Origin of the sequence: Sphingorhabdus buctiana, assembly GCF_042680825.1 — a bacterium.
In the GTDB taxonomy this organism is placed as follows: Bacteria; Pseudomonadota; Alphaproteobacteria; order Sphingomonadales; family Sphingomonadaceae; genus Sphingorhabdus_B; species Sphingorhabdus_B buctiana.
In genome coordinates, this window is record NZ_JBHUEL010000010.1 from 150,630 (window position 1) to 172,034 (window position 21,405).

Annotated in this window: 24 protein-coding genes and 1 pseudogene; 13 read left to right on the plus strand and 12 right to left on the minus strand. The window is 58.7% G+C overall.

What is annotated here, in order from left to right:
* Positions 1 to 2: 2 nt before the first annotated feature.
* Together accB and aroQ are read right to left on the minus strand one after the other, a co-directional pair.
* Entirely contained in the window at positions 3 to 470 is a 468-nt protein-coding gene (gene accB, locus ACFSAG_RS11405; protein ID WP_374613176.1) for an acetyl-CoA carboxylase biotin carboxyl carrier protein, read from the minus strand.
* Between the two features lie 38 nt (positions 471 to 508).
* Positions 509 to 949: a type II 3-dehydroquinate dehydratase gene (gene aroQ, locus ACFSAG_RS11410; RefSeq protein ID WP_374613174.1), complete on the minus strand. Its 441-nt coding sequence runs from the start codon at positions 947 to 949 to the stop codon at positions 509 to 511.
* Between the two features lie 76 nt (positions 950 to 1,025).
* Between aroQ and thiS the strand changes: the two are divergent.
* Together thiS and ACFSAG_RS11420 are read left to right on the plus strand one after the other, a co-directional pair.
* Positions 1,026 to 2,034 (plus strand): annotated as a pseudogene (thiS, locus tag ACFSAG_RS11415) (sulfur carrier protein ThiS).
* Positions 2,035 to 2,308: 274 nt separating this feature from the next.
* Positions 2,309 to 2,629 carry a UrcA family protein gene (locus ACFSAG_RS11420; protein ID WP_374613172.1) on the plus strand — a complete coding sequence of 107 codons (321 nt, stop codon included), beginning with the start codon at positions 2,309 to 2,311 and terminating at the stop codon, positions 2,627 to 2,629.
* 38 nt (positions 2,630 to 2,667) lie between these two features.
* Here the strand turns inward: ACFSAG_RS11420 and ACFSAG_RS11425 are convergent, their stop codons facing one another.
* Together ACFSAG_RS11425 and ACFSAG_RS11430 are read right to left on the minus strand one after the other, a co-directional pair.
* Complete coding sequence (locus ACFSAG_RS11425; RefSeq protein ID WP_381514830.1) at positions 2,668 to 3,420, minus strand: LytR/AlgR family response regulator transcription factor; 753 nt, start codon at positions 3,418 to 3,420, stop codon at positions 2,668 to 2,670.
* The gene (locus tag ACFSAG_RS11430; protein WP_374613168.1) at positions 3,417 to 4,544 is read right to left on the minus strand and encodes a sensor histidine kinase; all 1,128 of its coding nucleotides are present in this window, start codon (positions 4,542 to 4,544) and stop codon (positions 3,417 to 3,419) included. Before ACFSAG_RS11430 ends, ACFSAG_RS11425 begins: the two co-directional genes overlap by 4 nt.
* A gap of 174 nt (positions 4,545 to 4,718) precedes the next feature.
* Here ACFSAG_RS11430 and ACFSAG_RS11435 point away from each other — a divergent pair, with 174 nt between their 5' ends.
* The gene (locus ACFSAG_RS11435; protein WP_381514833.1) at positions 4,719 to 5,267 is read left to right on the plus strand and encodes a hypothetical protein; all 549 of its coding nucleotides are present in this window, start codon (positions 4,719 to 4,721) and stop codon (positions 5,265 to 5,267) included.
* Positions 5,268 to 5,270: 3 nt separating this feature from the next.
* Here the strand turns inward: ACFSAG_RS11435 and trmB are convergent, their stop codons facing one another.
* Entirely contained in the window at positions 5,271 to 5,984 is a 714-nt protein-coding gene (trmB, locus tag ACFSAG_RS11440) for a tRNA (guanine(46)-N(7))-methyltransferase TrmB (RefSeq protein ID WP_381514836.1), read from the minus strand.
* Between the two features lie 121 nt (positions 5,985 to 6,105).
* Between trmB and ACFSAG_RS11445 the strand changes: the two genes are divergently transcribed.
* Complete coding sequence (locus tag ACFSAG_RS11445; RefSeq protein ID WP_381514839.1) at positions 6,106 to 7,281, plus strand: GGDEF domain-containing protein; 1,176 nt, start codon at positions 6,106 to 6,108, stop codon at positions 7,279 to 7,281.
* On the opposite strand, the gene metK is transcribed toward ACFSAG_RS11445, so the two are convergent.
* Complete coding sequence (gene metK / locus ACFSAG_RS11450) at positions 7,278 to 8,495, minus strand: methionine adenosyltransferase (RefSeq protein ID WP_381514842.1); 1,218 nt, start codon at positions 8,493 to 8,495, stop codon at positions 7,278 to 7,280. The genes ACFSAG_RS11445 and metK overlap by 4 nt on opposite strands.
* 63 nt (positions 8,496 to 8,558) lie before the next feature.
* Positions 8,559 to 10,178 (minus strand): apolipoprotein N-acyltransferase, encoded by a 1,620-nt coding sequence (lnt, locus tag ACFSAG_RS11455; RefSeq protein ID WP_381514844.1) that lies wholly within the window; start codon positions 10,176 to 10,178, stop codon positions 8,559 to 8,561.
* Positions 10,179 to 10,266: 88 nt separating this feature from the next.
* Between lnt and ACFSAG_RS11460 the strand changes: the two genes are divergently transcribed.
* Together ACFSAG_RS11460 and ACFSAG_RS11465 are read left to right on the plus strand one after the other, a co-directional pair.
* Positions 10,267 to 10,635 carry a hypothetical protein gene (locus ACFSAG_RS11460; protein WP_381514846.1) on the plus strand — a complete coding sequence of 123 codons (369 nt, stop codon included), beginning with the start codon at positions 10,267 to 10,269 and terminating at the stop codon, positions 10,633 to 10,635.
* Positions 10,632 to 11,051 carry a VOC family protein gene (locus tag ACFSAG_RS11465; RefSeq protein WP_374613156.1) on the plus strand — a complete coding sequence of 140 codons (420 nt, stop codon included), beginning with the start codon at positions 10,632 to 10,634 and terminating at the stop codon, positions 11,049 to 11,051. Before ACFSAG_RS11460 ends, ACFSAG_RS11465 begins: the two co-directional genes overlap by 4 nt.
* Here ACFSAG_RS11465 and ACFSAG_RS11470 read toward each other — a convergent pair whose 3' ends face one another.
* Positions 11,052 to 11,702, minus strand: a complete 651-nt coding sequence (locus ACFSAG_RS11470) for a YqaA family protein (RefSeq protein ID WP_381514849.1) — start codon at positions 11,700 to 11,702, stop codon at positions 11,052 to 11,054.
* Between the two features lie 39 nt (positions 11,703 to 11,741).
* Positions 11,742 to 14,366 carry a DUF2339 domain-containing protein gene (locus tag ACFSAG_RS11475; RefSeq protein ID WP_381514852.1) on the minus strand — a complete coding sequence of 875 codons (2,625 nt, stop codon included), beginning with the start codon at positions 14,364 to 14,366 and terminating at the stop codon, positions 11,742 to 11,744.
* A gap of 139 nt (positions 14,367 to 14,505) precedes the next feature.
* On the opposite strand from ACFSAG_RS11475, the gene ACFSAG_RS11480 reads away from it, so the two are divergent.
* Positions 14,506 to 15,144: a glutathione S-transferase family protein gene (locus tag ACFSAG_RS11480; protein ID WP_381514854.1), complete on the plus strand. Its 639-nt coding sequence runs from the start codon at positions 14,506 to 14,508 to the stop codon at positions 15,142 to 15,144.
* Here ACFSAG_RS11480 and ACFSAG_RS11485 read toward each other — a convergent pair.
* Complete coding sequence (locus ACFSAG_RS11485; RefSeq protein WP_381514857.1) at positions 15,141 to 15,773, minus strand: TetR/AcrR family transcriptional regulator; 633 nt, start codon at positions 15,771 to 15,773, stop codon at positions 15,141 to 15,143. The two genes, ACFSAG_RS11480 and ACFSAG_RS11485, sit on opposite strands and share 4 nt — an antisense overlap.
* A gap of 79 nt (positions 15,774 to 15,852) precedes the next feature.
* Between ACFSAG_RS11485 and ACFSAG_RS11490 the strand changes: the two genes are divergently transcribed.
* From ACFSAG_RS11490 to ACFSAG_RS11510, 5 genes are all read left to right on the plus strand, one after another.
* Complete coding sequence (locus ACFSAG_RS11490) at positions 15,853 to 16,872, plus strand: VOC family protein (protein WP_381514860.1); 1,020 nt, start codon at positions 15,853 to 15,855, stop codon at positions 16,870 to 16,872.
* Positions 16,869 to 17,708: a fumarylacetoacetate hydrolase family protein gene (locus tag ACFSAG_RS11495; protein WP_381514862.1), complete on the plus strand. Its 840-nt coding sequence runs from the start codon at positions 16,869 to 16,871 to the stop codon at positions 17,706 to 17,708. Before ACFSAG_RS11490 ends, ACFSAG_RS11495 begins: the two co-directional genes overlap by 4 nt.
* Before the next feature lie 5 nt (positions 17,709 to 17,713).
* On the plus strand, positions 17,714 to 18,745 hold the full coding sequence (locus ACFSAG_RS11500; protein ID WP_381514864.1) for an MBL fold metallo-hydrolase: 1,032 nt from the start codon (positions 17,714 to 17,716) through the stop codon (positions 18,743 to 18,745).
* 36 nt (positions 18,746 to 18,781) lie between these two features.
* On the plus strand, positions 18,782 to 20,224 hold the full coding sequence (mhpA, locus tag ACFSAG_RS11505; RefSeq protein ID WP_381514867.1) for a bifunctional 3-(3-hydroxy-phenyl)propionate/3-hydroxycinnamic acid hydroxylase MhpA: 1,443 nt from the start codon (positions 18,782 to 18,784) through the stop codon (positions 20,222 to 20,224).
* A gap of 143 nt (positions 20,225 to 20,367) precedes the next feature.
* Positions 20,368 to 20,505 carry a hypothetical protein gene (locus ACFSAG_RS11510; RefSeq protein ID WP_381514870.1) on the plus strand — a complete coding sequence of 46 codons (138 nt, stop codon included), beginning with the start codon at positions 20,368 to 20,370 and terminating at the stop codon, positions 20,503 to 20,505.
* 7 nt (positions 20,506 to 20,512) lie between these two features.
* Here the strand turns inward: ACFSAG_RS11510 and ACFSAG_RS11515 are convergent, their stop codons facing one another.
* Positions 20,513 to 20,752 carry a hypothetical protein gene (locus ACFSAG_RS11515; protein ID WP_381514872.1) on the minus strand — a complete coding sequence of 80 codons (240 nt, stop codon included), beginning with the start codon at positions 20,750 to 20,752 and terminating at the stop codon, positions 20,513 to 20,515.
* 48 nt (positions 20,753 to 20,800) lie between these two features.
* Here ACFSAG_RS11515 and ACFSAG_RS11520 point away from each other — a divergent pair, with 48 nt between their 5' ends.
* Complete coding sequence (locus ACFSAG_RS11520; protein ID WP_381515324.1) at positions 20,801 to 21,094, plus strand: DUF3168 domain-containing protein; 294 nt, start codon at positions 20,801 to 20,803, stop codon at positions 21,092 to 21,094.
* Positions 21,095 to 21,096: 2 nt separating this feature from the next.
* Here the strand turns inward: ACFSAG_RS11520 and ACFSAG_RS11525 are convergent, their stop codons facing one another.
* Positions 21,097 to 21,363, minus strand: a complete 267-nt coding sequence (locus ACFSAG_RS11525) for a hypothetical protein (RefSeq protein WP_374613116.1) — start codon at positions 21,361 to 21,363, stop codon at positions 21,097 to 21,099.
* Positions 21,364 to 21,405 lie beyond the last annotated feature (42 nt).

The window sequence follows — 21,405 nt, forward strand, 5'->3', positions numbered from 1 at the left end:
GCTTACTCGATGACCATCAGCGGCTGGTCAAACTCGACCGGTTGGCCGCTTTCGACAAAGATCGACTTCACGGTGCCGCCATTGGGTGCAGTGATCGGGTTCATCACCTTCATCGCCTCAACGATAAGCAGGGTGTCGCCGGCAGAGACCTTGTCACCCACGCTGACAAAGGGGGCAGCGCCGGGTTCGGGGGTCAGATAGGCAGTGCCGACCATCGGTGATTTCACCGCATTGGCGGGTGCAGCAGCCGGTGCCGCCTCGGCAGAGGGAACCGGCGCGGCGGGCGCGACAGGCGCGGCGGGTGCAGCAACCGCAACGGGCGCAGCCACGGCTTGGATGTTCCGGCAGACCTTGATCTTGCGGTCGCCATCTTCAACCTCGATTTCGCTGAGGCCGGTGTCATTCAGCAACTCGGCCAGTTCGCGCACCAGTTTGGTATCGACCTGCATTCCGCCGGTTTTGCCGTTCATATTCTTACTCCGTTAGACCCTGTTACTGGCCGCTATTGTCAGAGACGCGCCGCTACGTCCAGCGCCAGTTCGTATGATTTTGCTCCATGCCCGGCGATACAGCTGTGCGCAGCCATGCCAACATAGCTGATATGACGGAATTCCTCACGCTTTTTCGGGTCGGAAAGATGCACCTCTATCACCGGCACTTTGATCGATTTTATCGCATCGTGGAGCGCGATCGAGGTGTGGGTGTAGGCGCCAGCGTTCAACAACACCGCTTTCGCGCCTTCAGCCTGCGCCTCGTGCAGCCAATCGATCAGATGGCCTTCATGGTTTGACTGGCGAAAATCGATCTCGAAACCCAACGTGCGGGCTTGATCGTCGAGCCGTCCGGCAATGTCATCGAGCGTATCGGTGCCGTAGATCTCCGGCTCCCGCGTGCCGAGCAGGTTGAGGTTGGGGCCGTTGAGGACGTAGATTACCGGTGTATCGGACAAGATATTCTTCCGCTCAGATGCTTGCCTTGAAATGCCGTTGCTCCCTATATGCGCTGCAAGCAAAAAGCGAGACGAAATGACCATTGCCACTGACCAGATAGCGATCATGCTCAACGGGGAACCGCGCCGGATTGGCGGCGGTATGTCAGTGGCTGACCTTGTCCGCGAAATCGGCCTCGATCCCAAAAAGGTGGCAGTAGAACGCAATCTGGAGATTGTCCCTCGCTCGACGCTGGCGGATGTGATGCTGGCAGATGGGGACCAGTTGGAGATTGTCCACTTTGTCGGTGGCGGCTAAGGGCAGCCGCATGAGCACCACCGATAGCTGGACCGTCGCCGGTCGAACCTTCACCTCACGTCTGATTGTCGGCACCGGCAAATATAAGGATTTCGAACAGAACGCCGCCGCGCTCGTCGCATCGGGGGCGGAGATCATCACCGTTGCTGTGCGCCGGGTGAATGTGTCGGATCCCAATGCGCCGATGCTCACCGACTATATCGATCCAAGGAAATACACCTATCTGCCGAACACCGCCGGCTGCTTCACCGCCGAGGATGCGATCCGCACCTTGCGGCTGGCGCGCGAGGCGGGCGGTTGGGATCTCGTCAAGCTTGAGGTGCTGGGCGAAGCGAAGACGCTCTATCCCGATATGCGCGAAACGCTGCGCGCGACCGAGATACTGGCCAAGGAAGGTTTCCTTCCTATGGTCTATTGCGTTGACGATCCAATCGCTGCCAAGCAGCTCGAGGATGCGGGCGCAGTAGCGGTGATGCCGTTGGGCGCGCCGATCGGCTCGGGCCTGGGCATCCAGAACCGCGTCACCATCCGCCTGATCGTCGAGGGCGCAAAAGTGCCGGTGCTGGTCGACGCGGGTGTTGGCACAGCTTCGGATGCTGCGGTCGCAATGGAACTGGGCTGTGATGGCGTGCTGATGAACACGGCAATCGCCGAGGCCAAGGATCCGGTCCGGATGGCGCATGCGATGAAACTGGCGGTCGAATCGGGTCGCCATTCCTATCTCGCCGGGCGCATGGGCCGCCGGATGTATGCCGACCCTTCGAGCCCGCTCGCCGGCCTGATCTAAGCTATCGCTAACTACATTTGTAGTCGTTCATCGACGTTGAACGACGTCGAATAGACGTTCGTCGGGGCCAACCTGCTGTTCGTCATGTCATTTGTCGTCTTGTAAAACGATCAAGCCCACCCGTCGAAGCGGTGCTGCAGGCTTTCGATTCCTGTTCCATATCAAAGGGGCAGGTCGGTTCCAGTGCTCCCCAGTTCTGATTTAACCGACCTGCACCCCCTCTCCCAAAGGGCCCGAACGAATAGAGGCCCGAACAGACCCAAGGAGCCTAGATATGGCAAAAAGCATGTTCCGTTCGTTGATGGCAGCTGCCGCTGTCTCCGCCACACTCGCTGCCGCACCCGTTTCGGCTGCAGATCGTCACCAGAAGGTCCAGTATGACGACCTCGATCTTTCAACCGAAGCCGGCCAGTCGATATTCAAGTCGCGTGTGATACGCGCTGTCCGCAATGTTTGCGCCTTCCCGCAAGCCCGCACTTCGTTCGAACGCCTTGATCAGGTGCAATGTGAAGCCCGCGCAAAAGCAGCGGCGATGAGCAAGGCAGAGAAAACGATCGCCCGCCATGGCGGCACGGTCAAGGTCGCGCTAGACTGAAAGACCGCAAAAATCGAAAACCAAACCGGGCGGGGAAGCTATTTCCCCGCCAGTTTTTTGACGTCTGCCAGATATTTGCGGCCGATCCGCATCGAATCTCCATTCGCCAACAAGGCATGCCAAACTCCGCCGCCTTCATGACGCAGCCCGGTGATCAAATCTCGCCGAACAATATGGCTGCGGTGAATGCGCTGGAAACGCGTCGGATCGAGCCGTTGTTCGAGCGTCGAGATTGTCTGGTGCAGCAGATAGCTGCGGCCGCCTGTATGTAAGCGCATATAATCGCGCTCGGCTTCGATGCGTTCAATGTCCAGCGCGGCGATCCGTATCAGTTCCGAACGGTGCGAAACCCAGAACTCGCTGGCAAAATCGCCTGTCGCATCATCTTGCGCGCCGTCGATCGGTTCGTCATCCGCCGGACTTTCCTTTTGCTGCTTGGCGCGCGCGATCGCCCTGCCAAGCCGGTCTGCCGATACCGGTTTGAGCATGTAATCGACGACATCAAGGTCAAAGGCCTCGACAGCGAAATTGTCATAAGCGGTGACGAAGATGATTGCCGGCTTGCGTTCCATCAGGGCGATGGCGCGCGCGACGCTGATGCCATCCATCTTGGGCATCCCGATGTCGAGCAGCATAAGATCAGGCGTTAGCGTTTGCGCCAGCCGCAAGGCAGCAGCACCGTCACCAGCGGTCCCGACCAGATCGACATCAGGTTCTGAGGCGCACAATATCTGCAGGCGCTCAACCGCAAGGGGTTCATCATCGACGATTATGGTTCGCAATCCAGTCATTCCGGATCCTTGGGGGTTATGGGAATTGTGATCGCCGCGCGGAAGCCGCCTTCAGGCTTGCGCCCATTGGCGAGGCTCGCCTGGTCGCCATAGCGCGCCTCCAGCCGATCGCGGACATTGGCAAGGCCGATGCCATTGCCATGTTCGGTTGTCGAGGAATCCTCCCCATCGTCCTCGACCGATATCGTCATCCAGCCATCATTTGCTGATGCCTTGATTGCGATGGTGACGGGCCGGGTGGTGCGGGAGACGCCATATTTAATAGCGTTTTCGACAAGCGGTTGCAGGATGAGGGCCGGCACACGCTCATCCGCCAGCGCCTGCGGGATATCGAACTGGGTGCGCAGGCGTTCGGGGAAGCGAACCATTTCGATACCCAGATATTGTTTCTGCAACTCGACCTCTTCGTCCAGCGTCACTTCTTCCAATGGATCGCTTGAGAGGCTGGTACGGTAAAAGGTTGAGAGATTCTGGATCATCTCCTCTGCCTTCACCTTGTCCCCCTTGATGACGAGGCTGGAGAGCGAATTGAGCGTGTTGAACAGGAAGTGCGGATTGACCTGATAACGGAGCGAACGCAGCTCTGCATCTTGCGCCGCCTGCGCATAACGCGATGCTGTCCGTTCAGCTTCGCTGACATCGCGCGCATATCCCAGCGCGAGATAGAGCGATGCCCAGGCGATGAGGAAGAAATAGCGGCTGACCGCAATCTCTGCGACTTCCTGCCACGCAGTCAGCCCGAGTTCTGCCTGGATATCCATGAACTTTCGGCCCAATTCCTGGTCGGAAAAGACACTGACCGGATCATAGACATTGAACACATAATAGTTCGCCCATGCGATTACGAACGCGCAGGGGGCAGCGGCGATGAATGCGGTTGCTACACGGACGCCGAGCGGCTTACGATCAAACAAGCGCAGGATCAGGTAAAGCATCCAGGTCAGCGCGATTCCGATGATCGTGACCAGGATGCGACGTGTGGCCAATTCGCCTTGCGAGGGGAATTCGAGCACAGCCGCGCGCAGCGACACAATCAGGGCGTGGAACACCCAAAAGCCGACAATGGTCAGGAAAACCATCTGGTGGCCCATCAGCGGTCGCTTGTTTGAGATCGAAAGGTTCATGTCCCCCACATATTCCCTTTGCTGTTCTATATCTTCCCCATAGCCTGCCGCTTGTCGAATTTACATCCGGATTGATCGAAGCCTTGTGCGATGGCTATGTGATGAAAGCGTTAACGCCCCAGTAACCATATTTATGGCACAAAATGCGGGAAAGACGAAAAGGGGGCCTGAATTATGACTACAGGTAACACTTCGGCACCGGGCATGTTGACCTTGGCAGAGATCAAGGAGTTTGCCAGCTTCACCGCAGCAACGCAGCGCTATATCCGCCGCTCGCTCGACGTCGCCTTTGATCGCAAGGATGCGGTTGAGCTGTGGTCGCGCGATGTCGTCGAGGCTGCTGGCATCCAGGCGCAATATCGTTTTTACGAGAGGCTGCCTGAAATCCGGGCATTGATCCCCGACAGCAGTTCAATCGAGGATGCCGAACCTTTCATGGCTGCCTTGGTGATCGTTTCCGCCTTTGATCTGGGGCAGGGACGCATTGATGGCTTTGGCGCTTACCGTTTCCTGTATGAACGCCTTGTCGGGGCAGAGGCACGCCCTTGGTTCCCCGCAGCTTTCTGCGCAGCAGCTTCGATGCCGCACCTGCAGCCTGAAAAACGCAAACTGCTGTTGCAGTCGATCAGCGAGGCGGTTGCAACCGCGCCGGGTTGGTCGAAACGGGCCCCACGTTTCTTCCCCGAATGGGTGGAAAAGGTCGACGCGACCGTTGCGCGCTAACGACTATTTGCGGCGATAACGGAAATACCAGACTTCGTGCCCGTACACATTGCGGGCCTTGGCCTCATAGCGCGTTTCGGGCCACCCGCCGGGCCGGACAAGGAAATCCTTTGGGCTGTTGCATAGCCAATCAAACTGGTGGCGATGTTTTTGCATCACCATCAAGGCATGCCGCAAATAGATGGCATGGTCGGTGCCAAAGCGGAATTCGCCACCGGGTTTGAGTTTCGCAGCGATCATGTTGACCGGCCCGTCATTCATCATGCGGCGTTTGGCATGGCGCGCCTTTGGCCATGGATCAGGGTGCAACAGATAGACAAAGCTGAGCGATCCGTCCGGGATCCGCGCCAGTACTTCGAGCGCGTCGCCCATATGGATGCGGACATTGGCGAGCGGCCCCATGCCGTTATAATTGTCGACATGGGTCAGCGCTTGCGCGACGCCATTTTCAAAGGGTTCGCAGCCTATGAAACCGTGATCGGGCAGCATGTCTGCGCGGTAGGCCATATGCTCGCCACCGCCGAAACCGATTTCGAAATGCAGCGGGCGATCATAACCGAACAGGAGTTCGGCGGTGACTGGCCCTTCGGTCGGCACCGCGATTTGCGGCAGCAGATTGTCGAGCAAATCCTGCTGGCCTGCACGCAGCTTCTTCCCCTTTGACCGCCCATACAGGCGGCCAAGTGTTGTTGGATCTCCGGCTTTGTGCGCAGTCATGGCGGGCGCGATTAGCGAAAACTCGGGGGAGTGCAACCCCGTGCCGTGCATTTTGCATTTTACCGAATTTACACCATTGCAGTTACGTCGGAGTTAGCGGTTGCCGGCTAAATGCGGCGGAGTGATCACCGACAAGATCTTTTTCTGGGTCCTCCCTGTAATGTACGGCGTTTTTACCGCCGTATTTATGGCGCTTGCCAGATCAGAGGGTGGATCTGCCTCGGCGCGGCTGGGAACCGCGGCCTTTGGCATGGGTATGCTGGCGATCATCCTCGATACCCAACGCGACTATTTCCCCAGCTGGTTCTTCACGCTGGCGGTTCCGCTGCACTGGTTGGTGCTGGTCTACACGGCGGATGCGTTTTTGGTGCGGCATGGCGATCGCACTCCACGGCGCCCCATTGCGTGGTTGTTGTCGGTCGGCCTGACCATCAATTTTGCCGCGACTTTTATCGTGGACAACGTCGCGATCCGCGTGCCCAATGCTTCGATCGTTGCGATAGCGATTCTTTCATTGGCGGTGCCGCGCTTCTTTCGCCACCGCTCCAGCCGGTTGGATAATATCACGGCCTTTGTCATTGCCATGTGCTGGCTTTGCTATGTCGTTCGCTTTGCCTTTTATTTCACGCTCGACCAGTCGCAGGAATATGCGCGGACCAGCCAATGGTCGCAATATATGATGATTTTCTACTTCACCTCGGCGATTTTTGCCTTGAGCCTGGCTTTCCTGCTCATGATGGCGATTACCACTGATCTTGTCGCACGGCACTATACGGCATCGACGGTGGATGCGCTGACCGGAGTTGCAAATCGCCGCGGATTTGAAGCGCTGCTTGAAAAGCAATCGAGCCATCGTCGATTTGGCGCGGTGTTGATGATCGACCTCGATCATTTCAAACAGATCAACGATCTGCATGGACATGGTGTCGGCGATGGAGTGCTGGTTGCGACGTCGCAAACGGTGCTCAATTGCTGCAAGGGATTTGGCGAGGTCGCCCGTTTGGGCGGGGAGGAGTTTGTTGTCCTGCTTCGGCCCAACGATACCAAAGCCGTTCTGCAAATGGCAGAACTGCTGCGATCAGCCATCGCCGCGACCCGGCTGGACAGGCCCTATGACTCGTTGCAATTCACCGCGAGCATCGGTGCGGCAATGATCGAAACTGACGAAGAGATAAATGACGCGATCCGCCGCGCCGATATGGCCCTGTACAGGGCAAAAGAAAGCGGGCGCAACAGAGTTGTCAGCGCCCGCTCCTCTTATACCAACGGCCAATTGGCCGTGTCCGTGCTGAATTAGGCGAACGCAGCCTTCAGCTTGTCGACCAGGTCAGTGCGTTCCCACGGGAATGCATCGCCATCAGCTTGGCGGCCAAAATGGCCATAAGCTGCGGTTTTCTTGTAGATCGGCTTGTTGAGGCCCAGATGGGTGCGGATGCCCTTGGGCGTCAGGCGGACAAGCTGCGGCAGCAAAGCTTCGAGCTTGCCTTCCTCGACCGTCCCCGTGCCGTGCAGGTCGACATAAACCGACAGCGGCTCGGCGACGCCAATGGCATAGCTGAGCTGGATGGTGCAGCGGCGCGCGAGGCCCGAGGCAACGATATTCTTCGCGAGATAGCGGGTGATATAGGCAGCCGAGCGGTCGACCTTGGTCGGGTCCTTGCCGCTGAATGCGCCGCCGCCATGCGGGCTTGCGCCGCCATAGGTGTCTACGATGATCTTGCGGCCGGTAAGGCCTGCATCGCCATCGGGGCCGCCGATTTCAAAACGGCCGGTCGGGTTGATGTGGTAGACGGTATTGGCGGTGAGCAGTTCAGCAGGAAGCACGTCGGCAATCACGCCCTTCACATAATCGCGCAGTTCGGCATATTTTGCCTCGTCGCCTTCGCCATTGTGCCAGTAATAGCCCGGCGCATGCTGGGTCGAAACGACGATCGCGGTTGCTTCGACCGGGCGCTCATTGGCGTAGCGCAGCGTGACCTGGCTCTTGGCATCGGGCTCAAGGAAAGGTGCCTTGCCCGATTTGCGGTCGGCGGCCATGCGCTCGAGAATTTTGTGGCTGTAATCAAGCGTTGCCGGCATCAAATCCGGGGTTTCGTCTGACGCGTAGCCAAACATGATGCCCTGGTCGCCCGCACCTTCATCCTTATTTTCGCCGGCGTCTACGCCCTGTGCGATGTGGGCCGACTGGCCGTGCAGGTTGTTTTCAAAGCGGAAGCTCTGCCAGTGGAAACCATCCTGCTCATAGCCGATTTCCTTGACCGTGTTGCGCACGGCGGCTTCGATTTCTTCCTTCGCGCCCTTCACCCAAGCGCCATTTTCATAGACGCCTTTGCAGCGGATTTCGCCCGCGAGCACCACCAGCTGCGTGGTGGTCAGCGTTTCGCACGCGATGCGCGCTTCGGGGTCTTTGGAAAGGAACAGGTCGACAATGGTGTCGCTGATTTGGTCGGCGACTTTGTCCGGATGGCCTTCGGAAACGGATTCGGATGTGAAAAGGAATGAGTTACGCATGGTTTTCCCAGTTAGTGTTGCTGTGTCTGCGTATAAAGAAATCTTTATATACTGCTGGCGGCTTTAGCGGGAAGTCCTGCGTCGGGCAAGCGACATCAATGCAAAAGCGAAGAACAAGGCAGCAAGGCCGAGCGGCAGGGCATTGCTAAATCGCGCAAAAAGCGTCGGTTCACGGGCTTCAGGCAATGTCGCATCGATCCGTCCAGCCTTTCCAAGCGGCAGATATTTTACAATCCGGCCATCGGCATCGATGACGGCGCTGATCCCCGTCGGCGTGGAACGGACGACCGGCAAGCCCTCCTCAATCGCGCGAAGCCTTGCCTGTGCAAGGTGCTGTGGTGGGCCCCAGCTGCCAAACCAGGCATCGTTGGAGGGGTTGAAGATGAAATCGGGGCGGTTGGCGCGATCGGTCACCTGACCTGAAAAAATCATCTCATAGCAAATCTGCATGCCGACTTTGATGCGCCGCCCATCAAAGGGCAAGGTAAGGGTGCGCGGCCCCGGCCCAGGCCAGAAATCGATCGTTCCCGGCACCAGCCGCGTCGCGCCCAGCGGTTCGAGCAGCCAGCGCAGCGCGAGATATTCGCCATAGGGCACAAGGTGCGCCTTGTCGTAATGGGCGAGCAGTTTTCCTGCACCATCCATCGCCGTCACGCTGTTGCGCGCCCCGACGAGCTGACGGTTCTGATCGAACTCCAGCCGGTCCACCCCGGTCAACAGCACATCGCCCCGGTTCATCAGCCTGGCGAGCAAAAGCCGCGTTCCTTCGGCGCTTTCCCCCGGTTGGAATTGATAGGCGCGCGCCGGATAGCCATCCTCCAGCCGCCAGGGGATCGCCGCTTCTGGCCATAGGACCAAACGCGGTGCGGCATTTTCCGGCTGGCTGTGCTGGGCAAGGCGGGAGAAGTTCACCGCCTCATAACCGGGGGCATATTTGTCGATCTGGCTGATGTTTGGCTGGACGATGGTGAGCATCGTGGTCTTCGCCGGGACGGAGGACGTCGAGCCGATCCAGCCGGACGTGAGCAACACGACTGCCAGTGCCAGCAAAGCCAGTTTTGGAGCGAATGTTGTACGCCAATCGGTGCCGGATTTCATCAGGCTGGACAGAAGCAAAAGCGCCAGACCCGCAACCGCGACCATGATGCCCGAAGCACCATAAGTGCCAACCAGACGGATCAACGGCGGTTCAAGCATTTGCGCCGGGAAAGCCGCAGAAATCGGGTTCCAGGCAAATCCGGTAAACACCCAGCTGCGCAGCCATTCGGCAACGATCCAGCACCCAGCGAAAGCAAAGATGAAGGGTAGTGTGACACCTTTGGAGCCAACAGCTTTGGCCAGACGCCATGCGCTCCAGCAGGCGAGCGCGGGATAGACGGCAAGATAGAGTGCCAGCAAGAACACCGCGATCCAGCCGAGCCAAGCGGGCATCGCGGTTTGAAAGGTGAATGCAGTCGCAATCCAGTTGTTGCCGATGCAGAAATGGCCGACGCCGAATATCCAGCCAAGCAGGAATGCGCGCTTGCCGCTTTCGGCTTTGGCGACAAGGTGCATCAGCAACGCGAGGCTGATAAGCGTCAGCGGCCAAAGGTTGAGCGGCGCGAAGCCGGTTGCAGACACGCTGCCTGTCACGAGCAGCATAAGCCCGCGATGTTGCTCGATCTTCGCCATCAATTTTGCCATTGCGTGCCGACATGGCGTTCCAAGCGGGGAATTGCAATCGCGCAAAGTTGTTGCTTGCTGTTCACCCTGCTGGTGCTAGCAGGTCGCCATGCTGATGTTTCCAACCCTGTTGCTGATGGCCACGCCCAATCCGCCGATCCCGATCAGCGAAGAGCAGATGCGCGATATTGGTTGTGTTGCAACGATCGCGCTCGCTGTCGGCGAACGGCCCGATCTGGCGCAACCGGGAAAACGTCGGTCGGGCATTGTCGGCCAGCGCGTGATGGATATGACCGGTCAACCTCGGGAAGTGGTGGCACTAGCGATGACCGAAGCGGCCAAGGCCCAGTCAGCGTTGCAGGAACCTGCCGAAGTAAGAAACGACCGTATCGCGCGATGCCAAGCGATCATGTATGGCGAACTTGCCGCTGCCGATGCGGCATCCACTCCATTGCCCAAACCGGTACCGAGCAAATGAGCTTAAGACCTTTCCACCTTGCATTTCCTGTCCATGATCTGGCCGCAGCGCGTGAATTTTATGGCGCGTTCATGGGGTGCCGCGAAGGGCGGTCATCGGATCACTGGATAGATTTCGATCTTTATGGCCACCAGATCGTCGCGCATCTTGATCCTGCGATGACGCCGCGCCCGATCCACAACGCAGTCGATGGCCATGACGTGCCCGTGCCGCATTTCGGGATCGTCCTTACCATGCCGCAATGGGAGCAACTTGCCCAACGGCTGAAGGATGCTGGCGTGAAATTCGGCATCGAACCCTATGTTCGTTTCAAGGGGCAGGTGGGTGAGCAGGCGACGATGTTTTTCACCGATCCAAGCGGCAACGCTCTGGAGTTCAAGGCGTTCGCCGACGACAGCCAGCTATTTGCTACCTGATCAAGTCCGCTCGAAAACCTGCTCCATCGTGGTAACGCCCGAGCATTTGTCGCTGGCTTTGGACCCACCGCCAGCGAGCATCGAAAAGGCGACAAAACCGCCAACGACAATGATGATGAACCCTGCGCTTACCCAGGCGAGATATTTGTCGATGAACGCCTTGATCGGTGCACCGAATTTCCAGAATAACATGCCGACCAACATGAACTGGAAGGCGCGGCTAAGCACGCTGGACCAGATGAAATCAAACAGCGGCATCTGAATGAAACCAGCCGTCAGCGTCAGCAGCTTGAACGGGATCGGTGTTGCGCCCTTGATCAGGATGATCTCCGCGCCGAATTCGCGCAAATAGCAAGCTGCGGCGGGGAAGGTGTCCCACAGGCCCAAGGCCTGAAGCAGCGAGACGCCAATCGTTTCATAAGCAAAATAGCCGATGGCGTAACCAAACAGCCCGCCCAGCACCGAGGCGATGGTGCAAACAGCGCCATAGCGTATCGCCCTGTCAGGCCGTGCAAGGCACATCAGGCCGAGCAATGGATGCGGCGGGATCGGAAAGAAGCTCGATTCGATAAAGGAAAAGAAGAACAGCCAGCGCTCAGCATGCGCGTGCGCCGCCTTTTCCATCATCCATTCGTAAGGGCGTTGCAACATGGCGGTTGGCTCTAGGCGCTTTCCTTTTCCGGGCAAGCCTTATTCGCGCGCAGCGCCAGCACGCATCACCCGGCCATAGGCCCAGCCGATGCCGATCAATGCGATCCCCAGCCCCATGAAGGAAAGTATGCGGAGCACACCCTCCAGCGCTGACGCGTCGATGAGGAAGACCTTCAAAGTCACCAAAGTGAGCAGGGCCAATCCGGCAAGGCGGAGGATCGACAGCCCGCCTCTGATCCCGACGACCAGCCAGATGATGGCCAGTGCAAGCAAGGCCGCGGAATAGAGGTAATTCTCTCCGACATCGATGGTCGCGCCTGAAATCAAATTGCCTTGCACCAACTGGCGCACCGTCACGAGCGCCGCCAATGCCATCAAAATGAGGCTGCCGATTTCGGCTGTTTTCGGCAAGTGCGGATAAGCGTTTTTGACGATCGGATTGCGGGCCAGTTGCCACAGCCAGAATGCGGCAAGTCCGAGGTGTACGGTGCCGAGATTGGCGATGGGTGCAGGGCCAAGCGCCTGCGGAACATAGAGCGGATTGAACACGCCCAGATCGAACCAGACAAGACGCAGCAGCGCCAGCGCGGTGGCAGCAAGGCCTGCCTTTGCATAAAGGCTCGCGCTGTCGCCTGCCTGCCGCAATGCCAGCCATCCCGTGAGGAATAGCGCCTGTGTCATCACCACACGCTCTGCAAGTCCAAGCGTGATAAATTGCGAAGGGCTGTCGATATGCGCGATTTGCTTTGCGATGAGCCAGACGAAGGCCAGCAGCCCCGCCCCGCCTGCAACGGCCAAGGCTTTGCGCATGATGCGGCCAAGCGCGAAGTGCGGAAGCAGCCCGGTTGCCAACGCCAATCCTGCAGGCAGCAAAGTGAGTTTTGCGGCATCGCCAAGATCTGGCAGTTCTGAGAGCATCAACTGGTCACCCCCCAATGCCTCGAACAAGGCGTCGAGAAATTGCCAGGAACCCACCAGCAGCGCAAAAATTCCAAATCCGGCTGGGACTGCCGCCAGTTTTTGCATTCCTTCGCCGCTGGTGCGGGTCGCCCAAGCTGCCAACGCAGCGGCGACCGCGAGGGTAACGCTCGCAAAATAATCATTGGGCAGGATATGGGTCAGCGCCAGCCAGGCAAACGCTGCCGCAAGCGCGGCGCTAGCGACCTGGGTGACCTGGTCGATACGCGATGCAGCCTGCCGCCAACGCCATGCGATGAAGCCTGCCGGCAGCACCAGCAGTGCCGACGTGATGCCCCATCCGAGGTCGGAGAAATCGGCCTTGGCGACCGAAAAGGCAGCCACAAAAGGAATGGCCTGCGCCATCAACGCCAGCATCGCCCAATAGGCGCGGCCAGCACGATCCTCAAACGCACGCGCATGAGCAGGGATCGCAAATAACAGGCCAATACCAATCGAGGCGCCTGCCATCATCCCGTGCGGGGCGCTTCCCTCCCATCCGGCAGCGAGCGGCATCAGGCAGACAAGCAGCGCGCCAAACAGGTTGGGCAGGTGGCGTTCGTCGCGCAAGGCAAGTGCAATGGCACCAGCCGACAGCGCACCGTAAAAGGCCCAGCCAATCCAGCTGAATTCCAGCCGGGGCAGCAACATGGCAAGCTGCACCAACGCCAGCCCCATTGGTGCATAGCGCGCCATGGCTTCCAGCCGTGGATCGCTGTTCGCAAACCTGTCACCCACCAGCACTGCGGCGGAACCTGCAACGATTACGAACAACCCTATCAGGGGCAGCGCACTCTCTGCCGTGGCGATCAGCCCGATTGTCCAGATTGCCCCGCCGCCACTGGCCAGCAGCAACAGCCACAGCCAGCGCCGCCACAGTGCAAGGCCATACAGCCCGGCAAGGAAAACGCCGAGATAGAGCAGCAGCGCAGGTACATTATTCGCCCCGAGCCCGGCGACCCATGGTGCTGCAAAACCGCCGACCAGACCCATGAGCGCAGTTGGCGGGCCGTGGCGCAATGCCAGCGCGAAGGCGAGGATTGTCGTTGCGATCAATAGCGTGAAGGTGACGGGAAGTCCGATCAGTCCGTAAATCTCTGCCGCCATGTACAGCGTGCCATAGAGGATGGCGACGCCTGCACCTGCCAGCGATTGGGCGATGCGCGGGTCAGCACTGAAGGATTCGCCGATCTTGGGTAGTCGGCCACCCCATTGGCTTCCGGCGATGAGAAGCAAAGCGAACAGCGTGGCCAGTACTGACCGCGTGCCGGGCCCGAGCAAGCCTGCCTCTATTGTATAGCGGACGAGGAAGAAGCCAGCGAAGACCAGCGATATTCCGCCAACCCATATCGGAAGTTTGCCGCCGACCAGTTCCTCGAAACTCCAGCTCCGCGAGGGCTTTTCCGGCGCATCGCCGGCTTGCGCTGCTGGCGCTGGCGGCTCGATGACGGGGTTCGGCTCTGAGTTAGGTACATCCGCCGTTATCCTTGCCGTTTTGCGGCTGGCATAGGCCTTTGCGGTATGCGGGGTGGAGGTCTCGATCGGCGTTTTCGCCCTGTCTCGCTGCGCTGCCACCGGTGGTGCTGCACCTGCATTCATCCTGTCTACAAGGGTGCTGATGCGTTCCTCAAGGATCTTGATGCGGCCGTTGAGATTGAGCAACCAGACCGCGAGGACCAAGGCAATCAGCAGTAACAGGCCTTCCATTGCATCCCCCCGTGGTGGTTCGCGATCAAAGGCTTAGCTGCTTCCATCCATTATTCAAAGCTGTCTATTTATCGGTTGCAATCTGCAACTGGTGTGGCAGTTATCGGTGGTTACAAAAACAACCAAAAGGATGTCTGACATGATTCTCTACGGCGCCCCGCTATCTCCCTTTGTGCGCAAGGTCGCGGCATTTGCCGCTGAAAAGGGGCTGGAACTCGAAAAGGTCGCCGTCGGCCTTGGTGATCCCAACCCCGATTTCCTCGCTTGCAGCCCGTTCCGCAAAATGCCGGGTTTCAGCGATGGCGATTTCAAGATTTCGGATTCGAGCGCGATTGTCACCTATCTGGATGCCAAATATCCCGAGCCTGCCTTGATTCCGGCAGACCCTGTAGACCGTGCCCGCGTCGTATGGTTTGATGAGTTTGCTGATACGATCGTCACCGCCGCCGGCGGCAAGATTTTCTTCAACCGCGTCGTTTCCCCCAAATTCCTTGGTAAACTCGGTGATGAGGAAGCGGCCAAGCAAGGCGAGACGGAGATGGTGCCGGTTTACGACTATCTCGAAAGCATCATCCCTGCTTCAGGGTTCCTCGTCGCTGATCGGTTGACGTTGGCCGATATCGCCGTGGTCAGCCCGTTCGTTAACGCAGGGCACTGCGGTGTTGCGCCCGATTCAACGAAATATCCTAAGCTGACCGGTTATCTTTCAAGCATCCTCGGTCGCCCAAGCTTTGCGCCGGGCATCGCGCGCGAACGCAAGATGCTGGGCCTTGATTAAGCTTTGAGACGCGCCAGCCTGGTGGCCTCGGCTGCATCGATACCGAGGCCGGTCAGGCCCAGCACAAGCATTTCGGCCAGCCGCCGGTTGGCATCGTCGCGCGATGGCCGGCGCTCCACGATATTGGTCATGATCGCCTGGCACAGCCCCAGCCAATAGAGCACGCCGCTCTGCTGTGCTTCGGGACGAAGCAGCCCTTGTTGGCATGCGGCCTCGAAATCGCCGACTACACCGCGGTTCAGCGGATGGGCGCGTGCGGTTGATGAGCCTTGCGAGCGCAACAGCACCGCACTCCTTTTCGGCTGCGCCATCGCAAATTCGGCGGCAACGCGCATGCCGCCTGCGATGCGTTCCACTGGATTGGCAACGCCATCGTTAGCCTTTGTGATTAGCGCCTCCACCTCTAGCCGCACCTCGGTTGCGATCGCATTGGCGAAATCCTGCTTGTCTGCGAAGTGATTGAAAAAGCTGCCCTTCGCGACGCCTGCCTTGGCGACAACATCGTCGATGGGGATGGCATCGATCGGGCGTTCGACGAGCAATTCAAACCCTGCCGCAATCAAGGCCGCACGGGTGCGCGCGGCGCGGGGCGAAGGATTGGCGGGTGATGAAGATGCTTTGCTGGCCATTTCCGATTCATACTTGACTAGATAGTCAAATACAATCTATTTGACCAAATAGTCAATAACGAATCGAGGAGGAGAGGCGATGCCGGTCATCAAGATCGAAGACATTGCGCATGTGCGCTTTGCAGCGCCGGACCTTGGTGCGATGAAGTCATTCCTTGAAGATTTCGGGATGCACACATTTGAACAGGGTGGGCGGCTTTACGGTAAGGGCAGCGATGGTCGGCCCTTCGTCCATGTGACCGAGCCAGGCGATGCCAAATTCCTTGCAGTCGGTTTTCGTGCCGAAACGGTTGCCGATCTGGAAAAGCTGGCGGCGGCCGAAGGTGTGGCAGTCGAGGATCTGAAGGAGCCGGGTGGTGGAAAGATTATCCGCCTGACTGATCCCGATGGCTATGGCGTCGAAGTCGTTGCGGGCCAGTCGAAAAGCGAAGCCTCGCTGCCTATCGCCGATCCGCCGCGCAACACTGTCGCGTCCAAACCGCGCTTCCGATCGACCGTGCGGCTCGACGCAGCGCCTGCGCATGTCCGCCGCATCGGCCATGCTGTGCTGAAGGTACGCGATTTTCGCGTTTCGGAAAAATGGTACAAGGATCGTTTCGGTTTCCTGACCTCGGATGAAGTCGAGGCAGCAAAGGATGTGCCGCTGGGGGCGTTTATGCGCTGTGATCGCGGTGACAAGCCGGCCGATCATCACACCCTTTTCCTTGCCCAATTGCCCGGGCCGCTCGGGCTGCTCCACGCCGCGTTTGAGGTCGCCAATCTCGATGACCTGATGCTCGGCCACCAGCACCTCAAATCCAAAAAGCGCGAGGCCGCATGGGGTGTGGGTCGCCACATCATGGGCAGCCAGGTGTTCGATTACTGGAAGGATCCGTTCGGAAACGAACTTGAGCATTGGACCGATGGCGACCTGTTTACGGCAGACGATCCGCCGCAGAAGCAGCCGATGAGCGCACTTTTAGCCGTGCAATGGGGCAGCCCGCACCCGATGTTTGCCGGCAAGATGCCACCCCCGCCGGGGCTTGTCACCTTTTTCACCGCCCTCAACATTCGCATCAAGCGGCTGTTCAGCCGCCAGCCCAAAGGAAATCCCGCATGAAACTCGCAACCTATACGGCCAATGGCCAAACCCGCACCGGCATTGTCGTTGGCGATGCCATCATCGACAGCGGCGTCGAAGGCACGATGATCGACCTCATCCGCGATTGGGACAAGTTGAAGCCAACGCTCGAAGCCAAGGCGGCTGCCGGCGGCGGCGTACCGCTGGCATCGGTGAAACTGGAGGCGCCGGTGCAACGTCCCGGCAAGATTTTCGCGATTGGCCTCAACTATGCCGACCATATCGAGGAATCGAAGATGGAAACACCGCAGCGGCAGGTTTGGTTCACCAAGGCCCAGACCAGCGTCAATGCGCCTTATGACGATATCGAAATCGCCACCGGCACGATGACCAATGATTATGAGGTCGAACTGGTTGCGGTGATCGGCAAGGGCGGCAAGCATCTGGGTGTGGAGGACGCCCCTTCCGCAATCTTTGGCTATTGCGTTGGCAATGATGTGACTGAGCGGATGTGGCAGCATGCCGGACCGCAATGGTCGCTCGGCAAAAGTTTCGACACCCATGCGCCGATGGGCCCCTGGATTGTCACCGCCGATGAGGTTGGTGATCCGCACGATCTGGGGCTGCGCTGTTTCGTCAATGGCGAGAAGCGGCAGGATTCGAACAGCAAGCACCTCGTGTTCAATATCTGGCAGCAGGTTGAGCATCTCTCGGTCGGGATGACGCTCGAGCCGGGCGATTGCCTGTTCACCGGCACGCCGGGCGGCGTGGGCGCGGCCATGGACCCGCGCCAGTTCCTGAAGGCAGGCGATGTCGTGCGCTGCGAAATTGATCGCCTTGGCCACATCGAAGCCAAGATGGTCGCGGAAAGCTAAGCCCGATGATCCGCAAAATCATTTACGCTGTCCTGGCGCTAACAGTCGGCGCGTTGGTGCTGGCGTGGATCAATCGTGATGCACTGGTTGACCAGGCGATCCAAGGCAGGTTGCAGCAAAAGCCTGACCGCAGCTTCCTTGAAGACAAAGAGCATGTCCGCGTGCTGATCTGCGGTACCGGTTCGCCCGAAGTCAGCTCGGCCAAGGCACAGGCCTGCACGCTGGTGTCCGCGGGTGGCAAGATGTTCCTCTTTGACGTTGGTGACGGCGCAGTTCGCTCGCTCGCGCATTCCAAGATACCGGTGAACCAGCTCGAACGCGTGTTCATCACCCATTTCCATTCGGATCATTTCAATGACCTTGCCACGCTGATCAATGCCGGCTGGATTTGGGGCCGAAAAACACCGCTGGAAGTGCAGGGTCCGGTCGGAATGAAGCAAGTGCTCGATGGCTTCGCCCAAGCCTATGCTCTCGATGAAGGTTATCGCAGCGCCAATATGCCGCATCTGGCCAAGAACCGCGCTGTCGCCTTTGGCGTGCCGCTCGAAATCGCCTTTGCCGAGGGTCAGCGCGCGGTGCGGGTGTTTGACAAGGATGGCGTGACGATTGATGCAACGCTCGTTGCGCATGATCCGGTGAAACCCGCTTTGGGCTATGTCCTCAAATATAAGGGCAAAAAGGTCTTCATCAGTGGCGATACCGAAGTCAGTCCGGTGAACATGGATGCGATGCGCGATGCCAATCTGGCTATCCATGAATCCTATGCCGCGCACATGGTGCGCCGCGCGATCCCGCAGATGAGGAAATTGGGAATGGATTTTGAGGCAACCGTGGCCGAACGCACCATCCCCTACCATGCCGACAATATGGCGCTCGCCCAGCAGGCGCAGGAGGCCGGGGTGAAGCACCTGCTGCTCACGCACCTCATACCCTATCCCGACAGTTTCGTGGTCCGGCAGATGTACACTGAGGGGATGGGGCAACAGTTTAAGGGCAAGCTGACAGTTGCGCAGGACGGGATGATCCTGGTGCTTTGATCGCAAATTGGCTCGCTAATCCGGGGGAGGGTTCGGATGACGGATTTTGATTGCGATGTGCTGATCGCGGGCGGTGGCCCGACCGGCGTCACGCTGGCGGTGCTTCTTGCGCGGCGCGGGGTGAAGGTGATCGTCGCCGAGAAAGAGGCGGACATCTATCCACTACCGCGCGCCGCGCATATCGATCATGAATGCATGCGCATCCTGCAAGAGGCTGGCGTTGCCGACGAAGTGATGGCGAGCAGCAGGCGTGCTTCGCGCTATGATTTCCTCAACGCCAAGGGCGAAATCCTGATGCGTTTTGAGGGATCGGAGCAGGTCGGCCCGGGCGGCTGGCCGCTGGCAAACATGATCCACCAACCCTCGGTCGAAGATGCGCTTCGGCGCTCGCTCGCGACATTCAACACCGCTGAACTCCACAGCAGGTGGGAAGTGAAATCCTTTGCCGCCGATGCAGATGGCGTTTTGGCACAGGTCGCAACACCAGATGGCAGCAAAACCATTCGTGCGCGCTACTTGGTCGGCGCCGATGGCGCGCGTTCGCCCGTACGAGAGGCTTCAGCGATCGCTTTCGATGACCTGAATTTCGAAGAGCCCTGGCTGGTGGTCGATGTGCTCGTCGATGATTATTCCCGGCTGCCGAGCGAGAATCTGCAAATCTGCAATCCGGAACGTCCGACCACTTGTGTATTGATGGGAGAGGGGCGACATCGCTGGGAATTCATGATCAAACCTGGCGAGACGGCAGAACAGGTCAGCGAAGATGCCTTTATCGAAAGGCTGCTTGAGCCATGGAATGTAAAAGGTGCGGTGCGGATGGAACGAAAGGCGGTTTACACCTTTCGCGCGCGTATCGCCGCGCAATGGCGCAAAGGCCGCGTATTACTGGCCGGGGATGCCGCGCATCAGACCCCGCCTTTCGCCGGGCAAGGCATGTGTTCGGGCCTACGCGACGCCGCCAACCTAGCGTGGAAACTGGCCGCAGTGGTGAAAGGCGAAGCGCCCGACGCACTGCTCGACAGTTACCAGCCGGAGCGTGAACCCAATGTCCGCGCGACGATTGAAATGGCGATCATGATGGGCAAGACTGTCTGCATAACCAGCAAATGGGGTGCCTTCCTGCGCGACATGAAGTTCAAGCTGGCACGCAAGCTTGGCAAGCTGCCCGATGGTCCGCCAGCCTATCCGCCGATTTCCACGGGGGCGATCCTCGAAGGCAGCGCCGCGGCCGGAAGCTATTTCCCGCAATTAATCGATAACGAAGGCAATCGGCTCGATGAGCAAATGGGTATCGGTCAATGGTTGATAGCGCGTAGCGAACTTGCCTCGGCGAAACTGGCACCGTTTAGGAAGCCGCTGGAAAGATGGATGGACAAAAGCGGTGTCGAGGCTGTGCTGGTGCGCCCGGACCGCCATGTTTTTGGGACGGGTGACGTGGCTGAATTGCGATCCGCCTGGGATGACCAAACCAGATACTAGAGTCAAAAATAACCAAATAGGATAATTAAACTTGACATCGTAACGCCAATAAGGCACATATTGCGATATTGGGAAAATGTGATTCGGGGCCGGGGCGGCGGAAGCTGCTTCCGGCCCCTTCGTTTGCGCGAAGGGAGCTGGCGATGGCTGCGACGCCGGGCAGAGAGGCGCAGCGGATCGCGCAGCTTGACCAAGCTGCATTGTGCAATTGGTTTGCGGCATTGGATCCGTCGGATCTTGGTCTGACATATCAACTGCGAGTGACGCGCCTGTCGTCGTAGCTGCAGCCTATAGCGAGCCATCAAGGTGGAGCAGATAGGATATGTTGGCTGCTGCTTTGAAAGACAGCCCCGTTGCGGCAGCAAGAGTCACCGTGCTGTTCGCGACATCGGCAGGCAGTTTATGCCATGTCCAGGCATCGTCGCGTCCAGTCTCGCTTTGCCTGGCGACAGGTTCGTGGGCGATGATGGCTGTACCGACGGTCAACCGCGCCTCGCCAGTCATCAGATACACTTCGCCGGTGCGCAACTGGCTGGTACTTGCGGTGGCATCAATCTATGAACGCGTCCACCACGTATTGCATTTCCATATATTTCGATCGGCGATGGTTCGGTCACCGACTGGAGCACCAAGACTGCGCAAGGTCGAGAAATCCGGATTGGGCTTACGCTATGGGATGATGGAGAGCGGGCAACCAGGCTGCACCAGTTGATGGGGCATATCGAAGATGCGGTGGAGGCATTGCCCCGCGATCTGCCTGGCTGGCGCATTGCCAGTTGCGTTTTCCTTCGCACTTTTGTTGCGCGCAATCCTGCAGGAGCGTGGGCAGGCGTGATCGATTATAGGTTCCGATTGCTCTCGACCATTTGAGGTCAAACCATCGGATAGTCGCTCTTGCGTTTGCGCCTCTTGGGCGGTTCGGGTTTGCAATCAGGCAAGAGCACTGCCGGACCGCGACTTTCCGGTTGCGGCGTGGGCAGCAGCGCTTCGGGTGCGGTGCGATGCGGCTCTGCAGGTGTCGTTTTGTGCGCACCCATCATGATTTCCGCTGACGGACAAGCGTCCGCAGCTTTTGCATTTTGTTGCACCCCAGCAGGTGCAGCAATCAAGCTGCTTGCGAGCAGCAATCCTACCAACATGGCGACTTCCTCTCCCCAGATTGAGTCGTCCTATGAGGAGAC

Excerpts from the sequence above, each read along its gene's own strand:
- lnt (WP_381514844.1), bottom strand. The coding sequence starts at position 10,178 with ATGGCAAAATTGATGGCGAAGATCGAGCAACATCGCGGGCTTATGCTG.
- mhpA (WP_381514867.1), top strand. The coding sequence starts at position 18,782 with ATGACGGATTTTGATTGCGATGTGCTGATCGCGGGCGGTGGCCCGACC.
- ACFSAG_RS11510 (WP_381514870.1), top strand. The coding sequence starts at position 20,368 with ATGGCTGCGACGCCGGGCAGAGAGGCGCAGCGGATCGCGCAGCTTGAC.
- ACFSAG_RS11475 (WP_381514852.1), bottom strand. The coding sequence starts at position 14,366 with ATGGAAGGCCTGTTACTGCTGATTGCCTTGGTCCTCGCGGTCTGGTTG.
- ACFSAG_RS11485 (WP_381514857.1), bottom strand. The coding sequence starts at position 15,773 with ATGGCCAGCAAAGCATCTTCATCACCCGCCAATCCTTCGCCCCGCGCC.
- trmB (WP_381514836.1), bottom strand. The coding sequence starts at position 5,984 with ATGACTGCGCACAAAGCCGGAGATCCAACAACACTTGGCCGCCTGTAT.
- ACFSAG_RS11480 (WP_381514854.1), top strand. The coding sequence starts at position 14,506 with ATGATTCTCTACGGCGCCCCGCTATCTCCCTTTGTGCGCAAGGTCGCG.
- ACFSAG_RS11430 (WP_374613168.1), bottom strand. The coding sequence starts at position 4,544 with ATGAACCTTTCGATCTCAAACAAGCGACCGCTGATGGGCCACCAGATG.
- ACFSAG_RS11490 (WP_381514860.1), top strand. The coding sequence starts at position 15,853 with ATGCCGGTCATCAAGATCGAAGACATTGCGCATGTGCGCTTTGCAGCG.
- ACFSAG_RS11425 (WP_381514830.1), bottom strand. The coding sequence starts at position 3,420 with ATGACTGGATTGCGAACCATAATCGTCGATGATGAACCCCTTGCGGTT.
- ACFSAG_RS11435 (WP_381514833.1), top strand. The coding sequence starts at position 4,719 with ATGACTACAGGTAACACTTCGGCACCGGGCATGTTGACCTTGGCAGAG.
- ACFSAG_RS11420 (WP_374613172.1), top strand. The coding sequence starts at position 2,309 with ATGGCAAAAAGCATGTTCCGTTCGTTGATGGCAGCTGCCGCTGTCTCC.
- ACFSAG_RS11470 (WP_381514849.1), bottom strand. The coding sequence starts at position 11,702 with ATGTTGCAACGCCCTTACGAATGGATGATGGAAAAGGCGGCGCACGCG.
- ACFSAG_RS11465 (WP_374613156.1), top strand. The coding sequence starts at position 10,632 with ATGAGCTTAAGACCTTTCCACCTTGCATTTCCTGTCCATGATCTGGCC.
- ACFSAG_RS11460 (WP_381514846.1), top strand. The coding sequence starts at position 10,267 with ATGCTGATGTTTCCAACCCTGTTGCTGATGGCCACGCCCAATCCGCCG.
- metK (WP_381514842.1), bottom strand. The coding sequence starts at position 8,495 with ATGCGTAACTCATTCCTTTTCACATCCGAATCCGTTTCCGAAGGCCAT.
- accB (WP_374613176.1), bottom strand. The coding sequence starts at position 470 with ATGAACGGCAAAACCGGCGGAATGCAGGTCGATACCAAACTGGTGCGC.
- ACFSAG_RS11525 (WP_374613116.1), bottom strand. The coding sequence starts at position 21,363 with ATGTTGGTAGGATTGCTGCTCGCAAGCAGCTTGATTGCTGCACCTGCT.
- ACFSAG_RS11500 (WP_381514864.1), top strand. The coding sequence starts at position 17,714 with ATGATCCGCAAAATCATTTACGCTGTCCTGGCGCTAACAGTCGGCGCG.
- ACFSAG_RS11495 (WP_381514862.1), top strand. The coding sequence starts at position 16,869 with ATGAAACTCGCAACCTATACGGCCAATGGCCAAACCCGCACCGGCATT.